15 protein-coding genes are annotated in these 18,768 nt (G+C 73.5%); 3 read left to right on the forward strand and 12 right to left on the reverse strand.

Annotation, left to right across the window (positions count from 1 at the left end; all coding sequences use genetic code 11):
• Window positions 1–15: 15 nt before the first annotated feature.
• Together lysA and ACH4E7_RS35605 are read right to left on the reverse strand one after the other, a co-directional pair.
• Window positions 16–1,359, reverse strand: coding sequence for a diaminopimelate decarboxylase (gene lysA / locus ACH4E7_RS35600; protein WP_396253319.1), 1,344 nt, complete (start codon window positions 1,357–1,359; stop codon window positions 16–18).
• A 37-nt stretch (window positions 1,360–1,396) separates the two neighbouring features.
• A complete protein-coding gene (locus ACH4E7_RS35605; RefSeq protein WP_396253320.1) occupies window positions 1,397–1,570 on the reverse strand; it encodes a hypothetical protein in 174 nt (57 codons plus the stop codon).
• A gap of 361 nt (window positions 1,571–1,931) precedes the next feature.
• Here ACH4E7_RS35605 and kdpB point away from each other — a divergent pair, with 361 nt between their 5' ends.
• The gene (kdpB, locus tag ACH4E7_RS35610; RefSeq protein ID WP_396253321.1) at window positions 1,932–4,115 is read left to right on the forward strand and encodes a potassium-transporting ATPase subunit KdpB; all 2,184 of its coding nucleotides are present in this window, start codon (window positions 1,932–1,934) and stop codon (window positions 4,113–4,115) included.
• A gap of 176 nt (window positions 4,116–4,291) precedes the next feature.
• Window positions 4,292–4,777, forward strand: coding sequence for a universal stress protein (locus tag ACH4E7_RS35615; protein ID WP_396253322.1), 486 nt, complete (start codon window positions 4,292–4,294; stop codon window positions 4,775–4,777).
• 2 nt (window positions 4,778–4,779) lie between these two features.
• Here ACH4E7_RS35615 and ACH4E7_RS35620 read toward each other — a convergent pair whose 3' ends face one another.
• Both ACH4E7_RS35620 and ACH4E7_RS35625 read right to left on the reverse strand, forming a co-directional pair.
• On the reverse strand, window positions 4,780–5,967 hold the full coding sequence (locus ACH4E7_RS35620) for an alpha/beta hydrolase (RefSeq protein ID WP_396253323.1): 1,188 nt from the start codon (window positions 5,965–5,967) through the stop codon (window positions 4,780–4,782).
• 74 nt (window positions 5,968–6,041) lie between these two features.
• Window positions 6,042–6,194, reverse strand: coding sequence for a hypothetical protein (locus tag ACH4E7_RS35625; protein WP_396253324.1), 153 nt, complete (start codon window positions 6,192–6,194; stop codon window positions 6,042–6,044).
• Window positions 6,195–6,562: 368 nt separating this feature from the next.
• Between ACH4E7_RS35625 and ACH4E7_RS35630 the strand changes: the two genes are divergently transcribed.
• Window positions 6,563–7,036, forward strand: coding sequence for a hypothetical protein (locus ACH4E7_RS35630; RefSeq protein WP_396253325.1), 474 nt, complete (start codon window positions 6,563–6,565; stop codon window positions 7,034–7,036).
• Window positions 7,037–7,099: 63 nt separating this feature from the next.
• On the opposite strand, the gene ACH4E7_RS35635 is transcribed toward ACH4E7_RS35630, so the two are convergent.
• The 8 genes from ACH4E7_RS35635 to ACH4E7_RS35670 form a co-directional block, all read right to left on the reverse strand.
• Window positions 7,100–9,073 (reverse strand): Ig domain-containing protein, encoded by a 1,974-nt coding sequence (locus tag ACH4E7_RS35635; protein ID WP_396253326.1) that lies wholly within the window; start codon window positions 9,071–9,073, stop codon window positions 7,100–7,102.
• Between the two features lie 430 nt (window positions 9,074–9,503).
• The gene (locus ACH4E7_RS35640) at window positions 9,504–10,124 is read right to left on the reverse strand and encodes a hypothetical protein (RefSeq protein ID WP_396253327.1); all 621 of its coding nucleotides are present in this window, start codon (window positions 10,122–10,124) and stop codon (window positions 9,504–9,506) included.
• Window positions 10,125–10,393: 269 nt separating this feature from the next.
• A complete protein-coding gene (locus ACH4E7_RS35645; protein WP_396253328.1) occupies window positions 10,394–10,840 on the reverse strand; it encodes a hypothetical protein in 447 nt (148 codons plus the stop codon).
• 130 nt (window positions 10,841–10,970) lie between these two features.
• Complete coding sequence (locus ACH4E7_RS35650) at window positions 10,971–12,308, reverse strand: nitrate/nitrite transporter (protein ID WP_396253329.1); 1,338 nt, start codon at window positions 12,306–12,308, stop codon at window positions 10,971–10,973.
• Window positions 12,305–12,664, reverse strand: coding sequence for a nitrite reductase small subunit NirD (nirD, locus tag ACH4E7_RS35655; RefSeq protein ID WP_396253330.1), 360 nt, complete (start codon window positions 12,662–12,664; stop codon window positions 12,305–12,307). Before nirD ends, ACH4E7_RS35650 begins: the two co-directional genes overlap by 4 nt.
• Window positions 12,661–15,249, reverse strand: coding sequence for a nitrite reductase large subunit NirB (gene nirB / locus ACH4E7_RS35660; protein WP_396253331.1), 2,589 nt, complete (start codon window positions 15,247–15,249; stop codon window positions 12,661–12,663). The genes nirD and nirB overlap by 4 nt, the downstream gene beginning before the upstream one ends.
• Window positions 15,246–16,496: an NAD(P)/FAD-dependent oxidoreductase gene (locus ACH4E7_RS35665; RefSeq protein WP_396253332.1), complete on the reverse strand. Its 1,251-nt coding sequence runs from the start codon at window positions 16,494–16,496 to the stop codon at window positions 15,246–15,248. The genes nirB and ACH4E7_RS35665 overlap by 4 nt, the downstream gene beginning before the upstream one ends.
• Complete coding sequence (locus ACH4E7_RS35670) at window positions 16,493–18,631, reverse strand: molybdopterin oxidoreductase family protein (protein ID WP_396253333.1); 2,139 nt, start codon at window positions 18,629–18,631, stop codon at window positions 16,493–16,495. The genes ACH4E7_RS35665 and ACH4E7_RS35670 overlap by 4 nt, the downstream gene beginning before the upstream one ends.
• Window positions 18,632–18,768: the final 137 nt, after the last annotated feature.

Genomic DNA, 18,768 nt, shown 5'->3' on the forward strand with positions numbered 1-18,768 from the left:
ACTTCCATTCCGCCCTCAGCGGCCGACTTCACGCAGGCGGAAGTCCTCCACCGTCTCCCTGCGGATCAGCAGGCGCGCCCGGCCGTCCTTCACCGCCGCCACCGCCGGGCGGCCGACCAGGTTGTAGCCGGAGGCCATCGACAGCTGGTACGCCCCGGCCGCCGGGACGGCCAGCAGGTCGCCTGGGCGCAGGTCCGCCGGCAGGACGGCGTCGCGGATCAGCACGTCGCCAGCCTCGCAGTGGCGGCCGACCACGTCCACCCGGGCCTCCCCCGCGTCCGAGCGGCGGCCCACCAACCGCACGCTGTACGGCGATCCGTACAGCGCCGGGCGCGGGTTGTCGCTCATCCCGCCGTCCACCGCCGCGAAGCAGCGGCCGTCCGCCGTGTGCTTCACCGACAGCACCCGGTAAACCGCCACTGCTGCCGGACCGGCAATCGCCCGACCCGGCTCGATCAGCAGGCGCGGCACCTCCAGATCGGCCTCGGCGCAGCGCACCGCCAGCCGGTCGGTCAGCCGCACCGCGAACTCGGCGAGGTCCAACTCGGTGTCCCCTGGCAGGTAGCGGATACCGTGGCCGCCACCGAGGTCCAGCTCGGGCAGTTCCACGCCGTACCGCTCGCGCACCTCGGCGAGCAGCCGTACCAGCGCGTCCACCGCCCGCAGGAACGGCTCCAGCTCGGTGATCTGCGAGCCCAGGTGGCAGTGCAGCCCGGCGAGTTCCAGCCCGGGTTGGTCGAGCACCCGGGCGATCGCATCGGCCGCGTCACCGCCCTCGATCGGGAAGCCGAACTTCTGGCCGCCGACGCCGGTCCGTACCGCCGTGTGGTGTCCTGCGGCGATCCCGGGGACGACCCGGACCAGCACCTTCTGCGGGGTGTCGGCGGCGACCAGCGCGGCCAGCCGGGCGATCTCCGCCGGGCCGTCGATGACGATCCGACCGACCCGCAGCCGCCGCGCCAGCCGCAGCTCCTCGGGGGACTTGGCGTTGCCGTGGAGCAGGATCCGCTGCGCCGGGAAGCCTGCCGAGACGGCCAGCCAGAGCTCACCGGCGGAGCAGACATCCAGGCCGAGGCCCTCCTCCGCGACCCAGTCGGCCATCGCGCTGCACAGGAAGGCCTTGGCCGCGTACAGCACCTCGGCGTGCGGCAGCGCCCGGCGGTAGGCCCGCGCCCGGGCCCGCACCTCACCCTCGTCCAGGACGTACAGCGGGGTGCCGAACCGCTCTGCGGCCTCCGCCAGCCCGACCCCGCCGACCAGCACATCCGCGCCCGGACCGGGCCGCGCCGAGGCTGGCCAGGGGCCGCCGAGCGCGTCGGCGGGGGCGGTGGTGACGGAAGGGACGGTGAGCTGGGTCATGGCGGCCACTCCTACGGAAGTCGAGAGATGTGGTGGGTCAGTCCTCGTAGTGCATCGCGAACCGGCAGTGCGCCGGGCGGGTCCGGGCGTGGTCGGTGGCCGGTTCCGGCGGTTCGGGCTGGTCCTGGTGTCCAACGGCGGGCACGAGGCGGATGGTGCGCCCCAGCGGCCGGTCGGCGTCGATGTCGATGACGGCGGTGGCGGTGGTCACGGCGGGCTCCTCAGGTCTGTGGCGCGGGCCGTCGTCCGGCGGCCCCCACCTCCAGTGGAGCCCCTCCGTGCGCCGATGGCACCGGGCCTTGACGCACGGCCTACGCATCGGGGGCGTACCTTGACGACTTTCTGACATGCCCCTCATCCCAGGCACCGGAACGACCGTTCGTGCAGGTCGGGGCCCGGATCGATCATGATGTCAGGGAACTGTCAAGGATGGCCGGTTCCCCGCCAAGCCTGCGTCAAGACCCGCATGGCGCACCCGGATCCGGTGGTGGGCTGTCGGCCGTCCCCGTCGCCACCGAGCCCGCCGCCCCGCCGCCCCCGCGTCAGGGCAGCCCGGAAGGTCCCCCGAGACGATGCGCCGTTCGGCCCTCACCCCACCGGATGCCACCGCCACCCGAACCGACTGGTTCCGTCGCCCAGCCCCCGCACCCGCGCGACCACCGGAGCATCCGAGCCACCGCCCGTCCTCACCCAGAGGCCGCCGCGCGCTGATCACCCGCCAGCAGCTGGCCGAGGCGCTGCCCGCCGCCGTCCGCAAGCTCCATCCGCGCGTGATGATGCGCAACCCGGTGATGCTCGTGGTCGAGACCGGCTCGGCGCTCACCACCATCAGCGCGGTGATCCACCCGAGTGTCTTCGCCTGGGTGATCTCCTTCTGGCTCTGGCTGACCGTGCTGTTCGCCAACCTCGCGGAGGCCGTGGCCGAGAGCCGGGGCAAGGCGCAGGCCGACTCGCTGCGCCGCGCCCAGGCCGGGACGACGGCCCGACGGCTGCTGCACTGGCGGGTCGGCACCCGCGACCGTCGTCACGAGGTCATCCCCGCCGAGCAGTTGATGCTGCACGACATCGTGCTGGTGTCGGCCGGCGAGGTCGTCCCGCAGGACGGCGAGGTGGTCGAGGGCGTCGCCACCGTCGACGAGTCGGCGATCACCGGGGAGTCCGCACCCGTCATCCGCGAGTCCGGCGGCGACCGCACCGCCGTCACCGGAGGCACCAAGGTGCTCTCCGACCACCTGATCGTCCGCGTCACCTCCCGCCCTGGACAGAGCTTCATCGATCGCATGATCAGCCTGGTCGAGGGCGCCAACCGGCAGAAGACCCCGAACGAGATCGCGCTGAACATCCTGCTCGCCTCGCTGACCATCGTCTTCCTGCTCTCGGTGGTCTCGCTCCAGCCGATGGCCATCTACGCGCACGCGCCGCAGACCACCGTCGTGCTGGTCGCGCTGATGGTCGCGCTCATCCCGACCACGATCGGCGCGCTGCTCTCGGCGATCGGCATCGCCGGGATGGACCGGCTGGTGCAGCGCAACGTGGTCGCGCTCTCCGGCCGGGCGGTGGAGGCCGCCGGGGACGTGGACGTGCTGCTGCTCGACAAGACCGGCACCATCACCCACGGCAACCGCCGGGCCGTCGCCCTGCACCCGCTGCCCGGCGCGACCGTCGAACAGCTCGCCGAGGCGGCCCAGTTGGCGTCCGTCGCGGACGAGACCCCGGAGGGTCGCTCGCTCATCGAGCTGACGAACCGTCAGTACTGGGTGCCACCAAGGGCTCCCGGCGAACTCGGCGAGCAGCAGCCCGTCCCGTTCACCGCGCACAGCCGGATGAGCGGAGTCGACCTGCGCTGGCCGGACGGCAACGGCTGCCTCATCCGCAAGGGCGCGGCCGCCGCCGTCGCCCGCTGGGTGATCGACTCCGGCGGGCACCTGCCCATGGAGGCCAAGCCACTGGTCGACCGGATCGCCGAAGCCGGCGGCACCCCCCTCCTCGTCGCCGTCCACGACCGCCACGGCGCCCGCGCGCTGGGCGTGGTCGAACTCAAGGACGTCGTCAAGGAGGGCATCGCCGAACGGTTCGCCGAGCTGCGGCGGATGGGCATCCGCACCGTCATGGTCACCGGCGACAACCCGCTCACCGCCAAGGCCATCGCCGCCGAGGCCGGGGTCGACGACTTCCTCGCCGAGGCCACCCCCGAGGACAAGCTCGCCCACCTGCGGCGCGAGCAGGCCGCCGGGAACATGGTCGCGATGACCGGCGACGGCACCAATGACGCCCCGGCGCTCGCCCAGGCCGACGTCGGCGTCGCGATGAACTCCGGCACCCCCGCCGCCAAGGAGGCCGGCAACATGGTCGACCTCGACTCCAACCCGGCCAAGCTCATCGACATCATCCGGGTCGGCAAGCAACTCCTCATCACCCGGGGCGCGTTGACCACCTTCTCGATCACCAACGACGTCGCCAAGTTCTTCGCGATCATCCCCGCGATGTTCGCGAACGCCTACCCCGGGCTGCACCACCTCAACATCATGGAACTGCACAGCCCCACCTCGGCGATCGCCTCCGCGATCATCTTCAACGCGCTGATCATCGTCGCACTGATCCCGCTCGCCCTGCGCGGCGTCCGCTACCAGCCCGCCTCCGCCACCGACCTGCTCCGGCGCAACCTGCGGGTCTACGGGCTCGGCGGGCTGATCCTGCCCTTCCTCGGCATCAAGGCCATCGACCTGCTGATCCAGTTCGTGCCGGGACTGGGGTGACGCCCCCAGGGCCTGTCAGGAGGCCGTCAAGATGTGTACGGCCCGCGTCATGACCGTGTCAGCGGCAGTACGGACCGTGCTGTTCCGGGGGTTCACTGGAGTCATCCGAAGCAGGGAGTACCGAACCGGCGGAACCCGACCGGAGTGAGCTACCGGAGAGACGGAGGCGAACGGCCATGACCGGCACATCCCGAGTGATCGTCGGCCTGAGCGGATCACTGAGCAGTCTGGCCGCCCTCTACCACGCCGTCGGCGAGGCGGCCCGGAACGAGGCCGTGCTGGTGCCCGTCGCCGCGTGGGCGGCGGCCGACAAGGACGGCCTGCGCCCGCTCTCCGAACTGGAGCACGCCGCCCGGCGCCGCCTGGACATCGCCTTCGAGCAGGCCTACGGCGGCTACCCGGCCGGACTGGTCATCCGCCCGCTGGTGGTGAACGCCGAGCCGGGGCGCGCCCTGGTCGCCGCCGTCAGCGGCCCGGACGACCTGCTCGTCCTGGGCGCCACCACCCGGCGCGGCCTCGACCGGCTGCGCGGCGGCTCGGTGGCCCGGCACTGCCGGCAGCGGGCCGGCTGCCAGGTGGTCGAGGTCTCGCCCTCGGCGCTGCTGACCCGGCTGGAACTGCCCGCCCGCACCGGGGCGCCGCTGCCGCTGCTCGCACGCTGACGCTACGAGGCGTCCGCCAGGTGGGAGCTGAGCCAGGTCAGCGAGGGCGGGAGCAGTCGGTCCCAGGTGGTGAAGTTGTGGCCACCGGCGTCCACCGTCGCCTGAGCCACCACCAGGGGCGGACGGGCGGCCGCCGCGAAGGCCGTGGAGTCGGCGTAGGTGCTGCCGTCCTCCTTGCTGTCGGCCAGCAGCACCGCGACGTTCGGCATCGGCAGGTGGGCCAGCCGCCAGTTGAGGTCGGCCTCGTCGCGGCGCTGTCCGCTGCCAGCGAAGAGGTCGCCGGTGGTGACGTCGTCGGCGGCCTTGAAGTAGCCGGAGAGCGAGACCGCGGCCGGGAAGACCGCCGGGTGCTCCATGCCGAGCTTGACGGCGCAGTAGCCGCCGGTGGAGTCGCCCATGACGCCCAGGCCGTCCGCACCGCCCAGCACCCGGTATGAGGCCCGGAGGTCGGCGGGCACGTCGGTGGTGAAGTAGGTCTGCGCCTGCGGGCCGTGCGGGACGTCCTCGCACTCGCTGTCCCGGGGCATGCTGGGCGAGGGCCGCATCAGCACGAGGACGGTGGGCTTCATCGTCCCCTTGCGCAGCAGGTCGAGTTCGGTGGCCGGGTAGCGCAGCTTGGTGACCAGGTTGGTGGCGTCCCCGGGGAAGCCGGTCATCACCAGCACGGCCGGGAAGTGCCGGCCCCCGTTGCCGGGCTGGAAGTACTGCGGCGGCAGGTAGACGTACCCGTCGGTGCTCAGGCCGGTGGTGGCGCCGGGCAGCCGGACCTTGTCCAGCCGGCCGATCTGGGCCGGCTCGCGGCCGACCGAGCCGGCGCCGGTGATCTCCGCCGTGCCCAGCACCTGCACCCCCGCCGGAGTACCGGCCGGAGTACCGGCCGGAGTACCGGCCGGGCTGCCGGCCGGGGCGCCCGCTCCGCCCGGACCGCCGCCGGCGCCCCGGATGACGCCTGCACCGTGCTCGTGCCCGAGCAGGTCGGACCAGCTGCTGTAGAAGACGAAGTAGTCGTTGGCGGCGAGCCCGAGGGTGGCGAGCAGGGTCAGCTGGGTGACGGCGATGGTGCCGAGGCGCAGGAACATCGCGGGCCAGCTGCGGACGGCGAGCTTGGGCCAGACCCAGAGCGTACCGAGCACCGTGGCCACCGCGAGCAGTGCCGCCAGCGCCAGCAGTTCGTGACTGGTGAGTCCCATCCGTCCCGGCCTCCTCTACCACTGTGGACCACCGGCCGGGGAAGCGGCTTCCTCCACTCAGGGTAACTCCGGCGTCACTGTCGATGCCGCTCTCGCCGGCCGGCCGGCGCCCGCCACACCTGGTCGCGCAGGGACGGCGGGTCGGTGAAGCGGATGCCGGTGGCGCCGCGCGGGGCGTCGGCGAAGGCCGGGGCGACCCCGCGGCCGGGGAGTCGGCCGCCCCGCATGCCAACTTCGACAAGACTGTCGAAGTTGGCATGGCCGGGCTATGCTGTCGACGGGTCCGAAGGCGAGTCCCCGCCCCCCGTCGACGTCCGCACCACCCCGGCGCACCCGACCGGAAGGAGGCGAGACCCATGGACCGCAGGAGTACGGCTCGCGACCACTCCCCCGCCCGCTCCCGAACCCTCGAGTTCACCTCCGGAGAATAACTCCATTCCCCCTGTGACTTTCTGACGGAGCGTCAACTCAATAGCCGGTCTTCCACCGCCTGGTCGTCCGGGCGTGCCCCGGGCCGCCCGCCGCCGTTGTACGGAAGGTGAGTCGCCACGCCCGCCCCCGACCCCCGGCCCGCCTGCCGAGGAAGAGGTTCCCCATGACGACGTCCCGGCTCTTCCCGCGCCCGCGCGAGGCGGCGGTGCTGCTGACCGTCCTCGGGCTGCTCGTCCTGGAGGAGATCGCCCTCGGGATGGCGGAGGAGGAGGACCGCCCGATGATCGGCGGCATCCTGATCGCCGCCTCCTGTTCCGGGCTCCTGCTGGTCGGCGCGGTGCTGTTCAGCCGCTGGCTCGAGACCCGCCGCCCGCTCCCGTTGCCGCCGCTCGGCCCCAACGGGCGCGAGTACAGCGCCCGCGCGCTCGAAGGCTTCCCGATGGACGCCGTCCGACCCCTGCTGCTCGCCGAACACGCGCCCCAGCTCGGCCAGTTGTACTCGGCCTGGATGCTCGCCAAGGCCGGCCGCCCGGCCCCGTGGATCGCCCGGCGGCTCGACATCCCCCTCGACGTCGTCCAGCTCCTGGTCGACGCCGCCCGCGCACGACCCGGCACCCGGCCGATGCCCGGGCCGTGACCGGAACGGCGTCGGCCCCGGCACCGCAACGCGGGGTGCCGGGGCCGACGTTCGGGCACGAGGTCAGCTCTCGTGGGCCGAGGCGTCGTCGATCAGGAACGCGGTGGCCGGACTCGTACCGCTCTCGTGGGAGACCAGCTTGAGGCCGATGGTGGTCCCCCAGCCGACCTGCCCGATGACCGGGGAGAGGTCCACCGACTGGAACTGGTAGCCGTTGGTCGGGTTCTGGCTGCTCCAGGTCTTCACCGTGCCGATCGGCTGCCCGGTGTACTGGTTGATCGCCACCAGCGACAGTGTGTCGGGCGCGGTGGTGGAGGCGTTGGTCGACTCGGTGTCGAGCCAGAAGGAGAAGGTCGCCTGCCCGTAGCCCGGGTAGGTGTTCAGGTACGTGGTGATGGAGTCGTCCGTCCCGGTGTTCTGGCCGAGCCAGGCGTACCACGAGCCCGAGTGCGGCGCGTGCAGGCTGGACGGGGTGATGATGTTGTACCCCGACGGGCCCCAGGAGTCCGTCATCACCGTGTGGTTGACGTCCGCCGAACCGTTCTCGAAGCCGGGGTCGATGAGCTGCTCGCTCGCGCCGCAGCCCGGCCGGTCGGTGGCGCTGACGTTCTCCCAGAAACCGGTGGACGCGGCCTTGCCCGCGCCGTCGGTCGCCGTCACGGTGATCCGCTGGTAGCCGTTGGTCGCGGCGGCGGTGCCGGAGATCACCCCGCTCCGCGCGTCGATGGCCAGCCCCTGCGGCAGTCCGGTGGCGCTGTAGGTGAGCGCCGAACCGCTGCTGGACACGCCCACCGCCGGGACCGACAGCGGCTGCCCGGCCTTGTCGACCCGGTCGCACATCGTGCTCACCGAGACCGACGGACTGGCCACCACCGGGTCCGAAGCCATGCACAGGTGGTCGGCGTTGGACCACAGGGTCTGCAACGGGAAGCTCCCGGTCGACAGGTCCTCGAAGAACAGCCCGCCGTTGGCGCCCTGCGGGATCCAGGCGCACTTGTCCCCGACCTCCTGGCCGGTGGCGTCGGTCCAGCCGCCCGGGGTGTTCGGGTCGGTCACCGTCTCCGCGTACTCGTGGCCGCCGATGATCCCGTAGCCGTCCAGTCGACCCCTCGGGGTGTTCTCACCGAACCAGTTGGTGCCGCAGCCGGCCACGTCCGTCAGGTACGGCATGTTGGTGTAGGCGAGCTGGCCGTACGGCGAGCGCTGGAAGTCGTGCCAGGCGCAGTAGCCCAGCTCCTTCCACTTGTCCGGGTCGGCGCCCTGCGGCGAGTCGATGACGTACTGGACGTTGCGGTTCTGCGCCTCGGTCAGGTTGCCGAAGTGCTTGGCGGCGGCCAGCGCCTCGGCGCCGATCTGCGGCTCGGTCGCGGCCTGCGGCGCGGGCGCGCCGTTGTCCACCCACACGCCCGCGAGCACGCTCCCCGCCTGCGGGTACGGGATGTGGGCGGACCCGGCCGGGCACTGGACGGAGCCGGTGGCGATGCCCTCGCAGTACTGGGTCAGGACGGCGCTCCAGCCGTCGCCGGCGCTGCCGAGGCCCTTGAAGAAGTCCTGCTGGTACGGGGCGGCCTGATCCGGGTCACCGGTCGTCACGACGTCGCCGGTCGAGTTGGTCGAGGGCGTGCCCCACTGAGAGCCCCAGAGCACCAGGTAGACCTTGGGAGCGCCGATCACCACGCCGGTCGACTCCTGGCCGCCCTTGTAGGTGACCTGGAGGTCGTACTGGTTCGCGACGGAGCCGTCGCCGTTCTTGCCGGTGCCCGGGTCCGCGCCGTCCACCAGCTGGGGAGCCTTCTTGTCGGCGGTGGCGACCGGGCCGGTCCTGGCAGCCCCGGCCCGACGCGGACCGGACTTCTGCGGGACGGCGGCCGCCTTCGGGGTGCCCGGCTGGACCACCACGGTGGCGGTCTCCGCCTTGTGGGGCTCGGCCATGGCGGTCAGCGGGCTGCTCAGCCCGGCGCCGGCCAGGGCGGCCGCGAGCGCCACCAAGGCGGTGTGTCGGCCGCGTTGGAACAGGCGGGATCGGAATCTGATCACGGGTCGGGTTCCGTCTCTCGTGACGTGGGGGGGAAGGGTGCGCATTCGCGGTGCACGTTTGCGAAGTTGACGGATCGTCAGCTCGATTCCGCGGCAGGGGATGGGGAACCGGATCTCGCCCGGACCGCTGTGCAATGCGCCATATGATATTTCACTGACCATCGCGCACAAGCCCCCGCGCGCGACGCGGACCGGTGCCACCCACCCGCGGGCGCACACCCCGGCACACCTCGGCGCGCCGTCGCGCCCGCCCCACCTGGGCCGATGATCCCCGAACCGACGCCGCCGAGACCGGCTCGCCAACTCGTCGGCCCGGCGGCGATTTTAACTTCCCCTTACCCGAATCGACCTCGCCTTGGAACTCCCGCCGTCGGGAGCACGGTCGGACGTACCGTCAGGCATCCGACCAGGAGCTCGACCACGCGCCCCGTCAGACGCGGGGGCCCGCGTTCGCCTGCGCCACCAGGTACGGCACCAACCCGCGCTCCGCCAGCGCCGCCCGCCAGGCGGCCCGCGCCTGCACCAACTCCCCCAGTCCCCGCGCCGGTTCGGCCTCCACCGGCCCCTTCGTCCGGGCCGCCGCCCCCAGCAGTCCCAGCCCGCCGACCAGCAGGCACACCGCCGCCACCCCACCGGCCACCCAGCCGGCGGTCACCATCGCCCTGCCCAGCACCTCCATGTCCTCGGCCAGCCCGAGCAGGTAACCGAGCAGCAGGAGCGCCGCGGCGGCCGCCGCGGCGATGATCGGCACGATCACCCCGAGCACCCCCCACCACCCGGAGACCCGCTCCCGGGCCTGCGCGTCCACCGGCAGCCGCGCCACCGAGTCGGCGTCCGCCCGCAACGCCGCGTAGCGCTCGTACTCCGGCGCCGCCGCGGCCAGCACGTACTCGGCGTTCTCCCGGGCCGTCCGCCGCAACCGCTCCACACCCCGCGCGTCCTCCCCGCTGGCCCGCAGCGCGGCCCGCACCTGCGGCGTCGCCAGTGCCCTGCCGAGCTCCGTCTCGAAGTCGGCCCGGTCCTGCTGCGGCAGTCGAAGCGGTCTGTCCATGGTGTGCCCCCCGTTCGCTCGTCACCCGTGGACCATTAGTTCTACAGCACTGTAGAACACCCGACCAGGGCGGAGCGGCCCTGGTCACCTGTGACGTCGGGGAGAAGGAAGGGTCACCTCACCCCGGAGCGGCCCGGAAGGGTCGCCACGCCGTCGGCCCGCAGGAAGGACGGAGGGCCGAAACGGCAAGCGCCGCCCCGGAGATCGGGGCGGCGCGGCCTGGAGTCCGAAGACCGGCCCGTGAGTGAGGGGACGGCCCGGACGGACCGTCACTCGGTGGCGAGCGCCACCCGGCGGGAGTCGGCCGCCGCCGACGGGGTGGCGCCGATGTTGGAGACGGTGGCGATGACCACGGCGTCGGCGCCCGGGATCCAGTTGACGGTCTTGGACTGGACGGTCAGCTGCCGCTGCTGCTGCGTGCCGTCGCAGACGATGTCGGCCTCGGCCGTCCGGCTGGACCCGAAGGCGATCGAGGCGGCGTCCTCCGGGTCCTTCTGCTCGACCGAGACGGTGAGCGAGCGGGCGTCGTCGGCCACCGAGCAGACGTAGCTGACGTCCACCCGGACCCGGCCGGGGACCTTCGGATCGATCCGGGCCTCTCCGAGGGTGACCACCGTGGTGGCCGGGTCCGGGTCAGCGGCCGGGGCGGCCCGGGCCACCGGGGCCAGGCCGACGAGAGCGGTGGTGAGGGCCGTCACGATGATCCAGCGTTGCACTGCGACCTCCAGGGGTTCGGGGCGTGTCGCGGCCGACGCTAGCCGCCGCCCCCGGCACCCGCGCGCCGAGTCGTCCGATCGTCGTACGAGCGACCCGGCGCCCACACGGCCGATCGGACACCCCTTCAGCTCACCGCCGCCGGAGCCAGACCACCCAGGTCAGCACCGAGCAGAACACGTACGCCGCCAGGAACCCCAGGTACGCGGTGTCCCCGTTGTGGCTGGCCTGGAAGGACTGCCGGAAGGCCAGGTTCACCAGGACGCCGCCGAAGGCCCCGATCGCCCCGGCGAGCCCGATCAGCGCCCCGGCCCGCCGCCGGGAGTCGGCCTCGGCGGCCTCCGGGTCGGCTCCGGCCGCGACACTCTTCCGGGCGATCACCTGGAAGTGGGCGGGGATCATCTTGTACGTCGAACCGTTGCCGATCCCGCTGAGCACGAACAGCGCGATGAACCCGGTCAGGAACAGCGGCAGCGAGCCCGCCCGGGAGGCCGCCAGCACGACCGCCGTCCCGGCTCCCATCGCGATGAAGGTCGCCAGCGTGACCCGGGCACCCCCGTACCGGTCGGCGAGCCGCCCGCCGACCGGCCGCAGCAGCGAGCCGAGCAGCGGCCCCAGGAAGGTGAGCGCGGCGGCCTTGACCGGGGTGTCGAAGCGCTCGTGGAACTGCACCTGCAGCACCTGCCCGAACGCGAAGCCGAACCCGATGAAGGAGCCGAAGGTGCCGATGTACAGCGTGGAGACCGCCCAGCCGTACGGGTCGCGGGCGACCTCGCGCAGCGCCCGCCCCTCCCCCGGACTCGCCGCCGTGGCCGGCAGGTTGTCCATCTTCCACCAGGCCCCGGCCGCCGCCAGCACGATCAGCGGCAGGTAGACCAGCGGCAGCAGCCGGGGGTGGGCGGCGCCGGCGGTGGCCAGCACCAGCAGCCCGAGCAGCTGGACGGCCGGGACGCCGAGGTTGCCGCCGCCCGCGTTGACGCCGAGTGCCCAGCCCTTGAGCCGGTGCGGGTAGAAGGCGTTGATGTTGGCCATCGAGGAGGCGAAGTTGCCGCCGCCGACCCCGGCCACGCAGGCCACCGCGAGCAGCGTCCCGTACGAGACGCCGGGCTCCAGCACCACGGCCGCCAGCACGGTCGGCACCAGCAGCAGCAGCGCGCTGATCACCGTCCAGGTGCGCCCGCCGAACCGGGCGACGGCGAAGGTGTACGGCAGCCGCAGCAGCGCGCCGAGCGCGGTGGGCAGGGCGGTGAGGGTGAACTTCCCCGCCGTGTCGATGTGGTACTGGGGCCCGAGGAAGAGCACCAGCACCGACCAGAGGCTCCACACCGAGAAGCCGATGTGCTCGGAGAGCACGGAGAAGACCAGGTTGCGCCGGGCGATCCGGGCACCGCCGCGCGCCCAGAACTCCTCGTTCTCCGGATCCCAGCCGCCGAGTGCGGCGGGCGTTCTCGCGTCGAGGACGGTCGTCATGCCGCCGCCTCCCCGTCGAGAGCCCTGACCGGCCAGCGCCGCAGCACGGCGGGGGTACCGTCGGGGGCGGTGTCCTCGTCCAGGCATCGCCCGTCGGTCAGGTCGTAGACCTGCTTGTACATCGGCGAGATCAGGGTCGGCCGCTCGCCTCGGCTGCCGATCAGGCCGCGGGAGAGGACGGGGGCCCCGCTGAACGGGTCGAGGTTGTCGACGGCGTACAGCTCCCCGGCGCGGTCGCGGAAGAGGGCGACCTGTCCGGCGTCGGGGAGCAACACCGCGACGCCGCGACCGGGTTGGAGGTCGGTGAGGGAGCAGACGGTCTGCCAGCGGGTGCCGTCGTGGATCTGTACGGTCACGGGGTGAGCACCTCCAGTCGGGCCCCGGCGACCAGCACCGGGGCGTTGAGGGTGTGGCCGGCCTCGCCGGGGCGGGCAGGGCGGATCTGGCCGCGTTCGGGGACGAAAGTCACGGCGGGGTCGGGGGTTCCGGGGGCGTTGACGAAGGAGGAGAAACGCCGCAGCCGCTCGGGGTCGGCCAGCGTCTCGGCCCATTCGTCCCGGTAGCCGCCGATGTGACGGTCCATCAAGTCGTCCAGCTCGGCGGCGATGCCGAGCGAGTCGTCGAGGACCACGGCCCGCAGGTGGTCGAGGCCGCCCTCCAGCCGCTCCAGCCAGACCGAGGTGCGCTCCAGCCGGTCGGCGGTGCGGATGTAGAACATCAGGTAGCGGTCGATGGTGCGGATGAGGGTCTCGCGGTCGAGGTCGGCGGCGAGCAGGTCGGCGTGCCGGGGGGTCATGCCGCCGTTGCCGCCGACGTAGAGGTTCCAGCCGGCCGAGGTGGCGATGATGCCGAAGTCCTTGCTCTGCGCCTCCGCGCACTCGCGGGCGCAGCCGGAGACGGCGGCCTTGAGCTTGTGCGGGGAGCGCAACCCCCGGTAGCGCAGCTCCAGTTCGATGGCGAGGGCGGTGGAGTCCTGGACGCCGTAGCGGCACCAGGTCTCGCCGACGCAGGACTTCACGGTGCGCAGCGACTTGCCGTAGGCGTGTCCGGACTCGAACCCCGCGTCGACCAACTTGCGCCAGATGACCGGGAGTTGGTCGACGGTGGCGCCGAACATGTCGATCCGCTGGCCACCGGTGATCTTGGTGTAGAGGCCGTGGTCGCGGGCGATCTCGCCGATCACGATCAGGCCCTCGGGGGTGATCTCGCCGCCGGGCACCCGGGGGACGACCGAGTAGGAGCCGTTGCGCTGGAGGTTGGCGAGGAAGTGGTCGTTGGAGTCCTGCAGGGCGCCCTGCTCGCCGTCCAGGATGTGGCCGTTGCCGAGGCTGGCCAGGATGGAGGCGACGGTCGGCTTGCAGATCTCGCAGCCCTCGCCGCTGCCGTGCTTGGCGAGCAGCTCGGAGAAGCTCGCCAGTCCTGTGCCCCGGACGATCTCGTACAGTTCGGCCCGGGTGTGGGCGAAGTGCTCGCACAGGCCCGTGCCGGTGGAGACCCCGGCCGCCTCCAGCTCCTCGGTGACGACGGTGCCGAGCTGCTTGAGGCAGCTGCCGCAGCCGGTGCCCGCCCGGGTGCACTTCTTGACGGCGGCGACGCTGTCGGCGCCCTGGTCGCGGACGGCGGCCCGGACGGCGCCCTGGGTGACGTTGTGGCAGGAGCAGAGCACCGCGTCGTCGGGCAGCGCGACCGGTCCGGCGGCCCCCGCGAACCCGGCGGGGAGAACGAGCTGTTCGGGAGCGACGGTGAGCGGCTTGCCGGCCACGGCGAGCGGGCGCAGGACGCCGTAGCCCTCGGTGTCACCGACCAGGACGCCGCCGAGCAGCGCGCCGTCGGAGCCGATCACCAGCTTGCGGTAGACGCCGCTGCGGCTGTCGCTGTAGAGCACGTCGAGCGCGCCCTCGGCGCTGCCGTGCGGGTCGCCGAAGCTGGCGACGTCCACGCCGAGCAGCTTGAGCTTGGTGGACAGGTCGGCGCCGGTGAAGCCCTCGCCCTCCTGCTCCGCGATGGTCCGGGCGGCCGTCTCGGCCATCAGGTAGCCGGGGGCGACCAGGCCGTAGACCCGGCCGTCGACGGCCTGGGCGCACTCGCCGATGGCGAGGATCGCCGGGTCCTCGGTCCGGCACCGGTCGTCGACCACCACACCGCCGCGCTGGCCGACCGGCAGTCCGCAGTCCCGGGCGAGCTGGTCGCGGGCGCGCACGCCGGCGGAGAAGACCACCAGGTCGGCGGGCAGCTCCCGGCCGTCGGACAGGGCGAGGGCGCGGACCCGGCCGTCCGGGCCGGTGAGCACGCCGCTGGCGCCGGCGCCGGTGTGCACGGTGACGCCCAGGTCCTCGATCTTGCGGCGCAGCGCGGCGCCGCCTCCGTCGTCGACCTGCACGGCCATCAGCCGGGGCGCGAACTCCACCACGTGGGTGGCCAGGCCCCCGGCCCGCAGGGCGCCGGCCGCCTCCAGGCCGAGCAGTCCGCCGCCGACCACCACGCCGGTGCCGGCGGTGGCGGCCTGGGCGCGGATGGCGTCGACGTCCTCGATGGTGCGGTACACGTGGCAGCCGGGGGCGTCCGTCCCGGGTACGGGCGGCACGAAGGGCACCGAGCCGGTGGCCAGCACCAGGACGTCGTAGCGGACCTCGGCACCGGACCGGGTGGTGACGGTCCGCCCGGCCCGGTCGATCGCGGTGGCCGGGTCGCCCAGGCGCAGGTCGATGCCGTGCTCGGCGAGGAAGCCGGCGGGGCAGAGCGCGAGGTCCTCGGCGGTGCTGCCGTCGAAGAGCGAGCTGAGGTGGACCCGGTCGTAGGCGGGCCGGGGCTCCTCGGCGAGCACGGTGACCCGCCAGCCGCGCGCGGCCGGCTGCTCGGTCCAGGCCTCCAGGAAGCGCTGGCCGACCATGCCGTGGCCGACCAGGACGAGGTCCCGGACATTGCGGTCGTCAAGGGTCATCGCGCTTCTCCAGTCATGGCAGTTCCTCGGGTGAGCAGGTGCAGGGGGTGGCCGGCGAGCGCGCCGCCGTCGGCGAAGGCGCCGGCCAGCGCGTCCACGGTGGCCAGGTCGCCGAGCAGGATGGCGCCGACCAGCCGGTCGCCGCGCAGGACGAGCTTCTTGTAGCTGCCGCGGGTGGCGTCGGCGAGCCGCAGCACGTCGAGGCCGGGGTCGAGGGTCTCGTCCACGGTGCCGAAGGCCGCGTACTCCAGGTCGCCGGTGCTGAGCCGGGCGCGCGGGCTGGTGCCGGGGTAGCGGGCCTCGGGCTCGGCGCCGGACAGCCGGCGGGCGAGCACGTCGGCCTGTTCCCAGGCGGGACCGGCCAGGCCGTGGACGGTGCCGCGGTGCTCGGCGCAGTCGCCGATCGCGGACACGTGCGGGGCGGCGGCCAGTCGGTCGTCCACCAGGATCCCGGTGTTGACCGGCAGTCCGGCGGCGTGGGCCAGCGCGGTGCGCGGGCGGGTGCCGCAGGCGAGGACCACCAGGTCGCAGTCCAGCCGGTAGCCACTGGCCAGCTCCACGGCGCCGACCCTCCCCCAGCCTTCGGCCGGGGGTGCCCCCATGCCCCCGTGCACGGCCCGGGCACGGTTGCCGGTGTAGCAGTCGACGCCGAGCACCTGCAACCGCTCGCGCAGCACGGCGGCCGCCTCGGGATCGAGTTGACGCTCGATCAGATACGGTGCCTGGTGGACGATTTCGGTGCTCACGCCGAGCGCGGCCAGCGCCCGGGCGGCGCTCACCCCGAGCACCCCGCCGCCGATCACCACCGCCCGCTTGGCGCCGACGGCCTCCTCGGCCAGCCGGGCGCAGTCCTCCAGGGTGCGCAGCGTGTGCACACCCTCGACCAGGCCGTATCCGTCGGTGCGGCGCAGCCCGCGGACCGGCGGGAGCACCGGGTTGGCCCCGGTGGCCAGCACCAGTTCGTCCCAGGGCTCCACGGTGCCGTCGGCCAGCCCCAGGGTGCGGGCGTTCAGATCGAGGGCGACGACCTCGCAGCCGGGCCGGGCCGACGCCCCGCCGAGCGGCAGGGCGATCGACTCGGCGTCGTAGCGCCCGGTCAGCACCTCGGCGAGCAGCACCCGGTTGTACGGGGCGCGCGGCTCGGCGCCGTACACGGTGACCGCGCCCGCCCCGCCGAGGGCGCCGTAGCGCTCGGCGAAGCGGGCGGCCGCCATGCCGCCGCCGACCACGGCGATTCTGGGGGTCATGACGTCACCTCCTGCTGGGCGCGCTCCACCCGGACGGCGCAGAGCTTGAACTCCGGCATCCGGGAGACCGGGTCGAGCGCCGGGTTGGTGAGGCTGTTGGCCCGGCCGGCGCCCGCCCAGTGGAAGGGCATGAAGACGGTGTCCGGCCGGATGGCGTCGGTGATCCGCGCCGGGGCGACGGCCCGGCCGCGCCGACTGGTGACCGCGACCGGCTCGCCGTCCGCGATCCCGAGCCGCTCGGCCAGCCGCGGGTGCAGCTCGACGAACGGGCCGGGGGCGGCGGCGTTGAGCTCGGCGACCCGGCGGGTCTGGGCGCCGCTCTGGTACTGGGAGAGCACCCGGCCCGTGGTCAGGAACAGCGGATACTTCTCGTCCGGCTCCTCGCCGGCCGGGCGGTGGGTGACCTCGGCGAAGCGGGCCCGGCCGTCCGGGGTGGCGAAGCGGTCCAGGAACAGTCGCGGGGTGCCCGGGTGGTCCGGCGTCGGGCAGGGCCAGAACACCCCGTCCTCGGCGGCGATCCGCTGGTAGCTGATGCCCGCGTAGTCGGCGTCGCCGCCGGCCGAGGCGCGGCGCAGCTCGGCGAAGGCCTGCTCGGCCTCGGCCGGGAAGCCGTCCGCGACGCCCAGCCGGGCGGCCAGCTCGCGCAGCAGCCACAGCTCGCTGCGCACCCCCTCGGGCGGGTCGAAGGCGCGGCGGCGCAGGATCACCCGGCCCTCCAGGTTGGTGGTGGTGCCGTCCTCCTCGGCCCACTGGGTGACCGGCAGCACGACGTCGGCGAGCCTGGCCGTCTCGGAGAGCACCACGTCGGCGACCACCAGCAGGTCCAGTGCGCGCAGCCGTTCGGTGACGTGCCCGGCGTTCGGCGCGGAGACCGCCGGGTTGGAGCCGGCCAGCAGCAGCGTCCGGACGCCGCCCGGTCGGCCGAGGGTGTCCAGCAGCTCGTACGCGGACTTGCCGGGGCCGGGCAGGTCGGCCGGGTCGACTCCCCAGACCGCCGCGACGTGCTCCCGCGCCGCCGGGTCCTCGATCGAGCGGTAGCCGGGCAGCTGGTCGGCCTTCTGGCCGTGCTCGCGCCCACCCTGGCCGTTGCCCTGGCCGGTCAGGCAGCCGTAACCGCTGTACGGGCGGCCGGACTTGCCGGTGGCCAGGCACAGGTTGATCCAGGCGCCGACCGTGTCGGTGCCTTTGCTCTGCTGCTCCGGGCCCCGCGCGGTGAGCACCATGCCGGTGTCGGCCCGGCCGAACAGCCGGGCGGCCTCACGGAGTTGGTGGGCGGGCACGCCGGTGATCCGCTCCACCCGGTCGGGCCAGTGGGCCATCGCCGACTCGCGGGCCCGCTCGAAGCCTGACGTCCTTCGATCGACGAACTCGCGGTCCACCAGGCCGTCCGCGATCACCAGGTGGAGCAGGCCGAGGGCGAGCGCCAGGTCCCCGCCGGGGCGGGGCTGCAGGTGCAGGTCGGCCAGCTCGGCGGTGCGGGTGCGGCGCGGGTCGACGACGATCAACGTGCCGCCGTTCTCCCGCAGTTCGCGGAAGTAGCGGACGGCGGGCGGCATCGTCTCGGCCGGGTTGCCGCCGACCAGGATCAGGCAGCCGGTGTGCGGGATGTCCGCGAGGGGGAACGGCAGTCCGCGGTCCAGGCCGAAGGCCCGGCGGTGCGCGGCGGCGGCCGAGGACATGCAGAACCGGCCGTTGTAGTCGATGTTGGCGGTACCCAGCACCACCCGGGCGAACTTGCCCAGCAGGTACGCCTTCTCGTTGGTGAGCCCGCCGCCGCCGAACACGCCCACCGCGTCCGGCCCGTGCTCGGCCCGGGTCCGGGCCAGCCCGGCGGCCACCCGGTCCAGCGCCTCCGGCCAGCTCGCCGAACGCAGCGGGGCACCGGGCCGGTCACGCAGCAGCGGGCCGGTCAGCCGGACGTCCCGGTCCAGCAGCGCGGGCGCCGAGCGGCCCTTGCCGCACAGCGCGCCCCGGTTCACCGGGAAGTCCGGGCGCTCCAGCACCTCGACCGGCCGGTCCGCGCCCGGTCGGCCCGAACGCGCGGCCGGCGACAGCCGCATGCCGCACTGCAGCGAGCAGTACGGGCAGTGCGTGTCGGTGGCCGTGGCGAGGACGGCGGGGCTGGTCAACGTCATGCCGAGAAAGGTGACCGTCCGCTGTTTCGCGATCGGGTCGTCAATGTTGCGGGCGCGGTACGCCTCGCTCACGGCACCCGGCCGCCAGGGTGCACGGCCCGACATCTGCCGTAACCGGAGCGGCACTTTCGCTTACC

Source organism: Kitasatospora sp. NPDC018058 (assembly GCF_044327205.1).
GTDB lineage: Bacteria > Actinomycetota > Actinomycetes > Streptomycetales > Streptomycetaceae > Kitasatospora.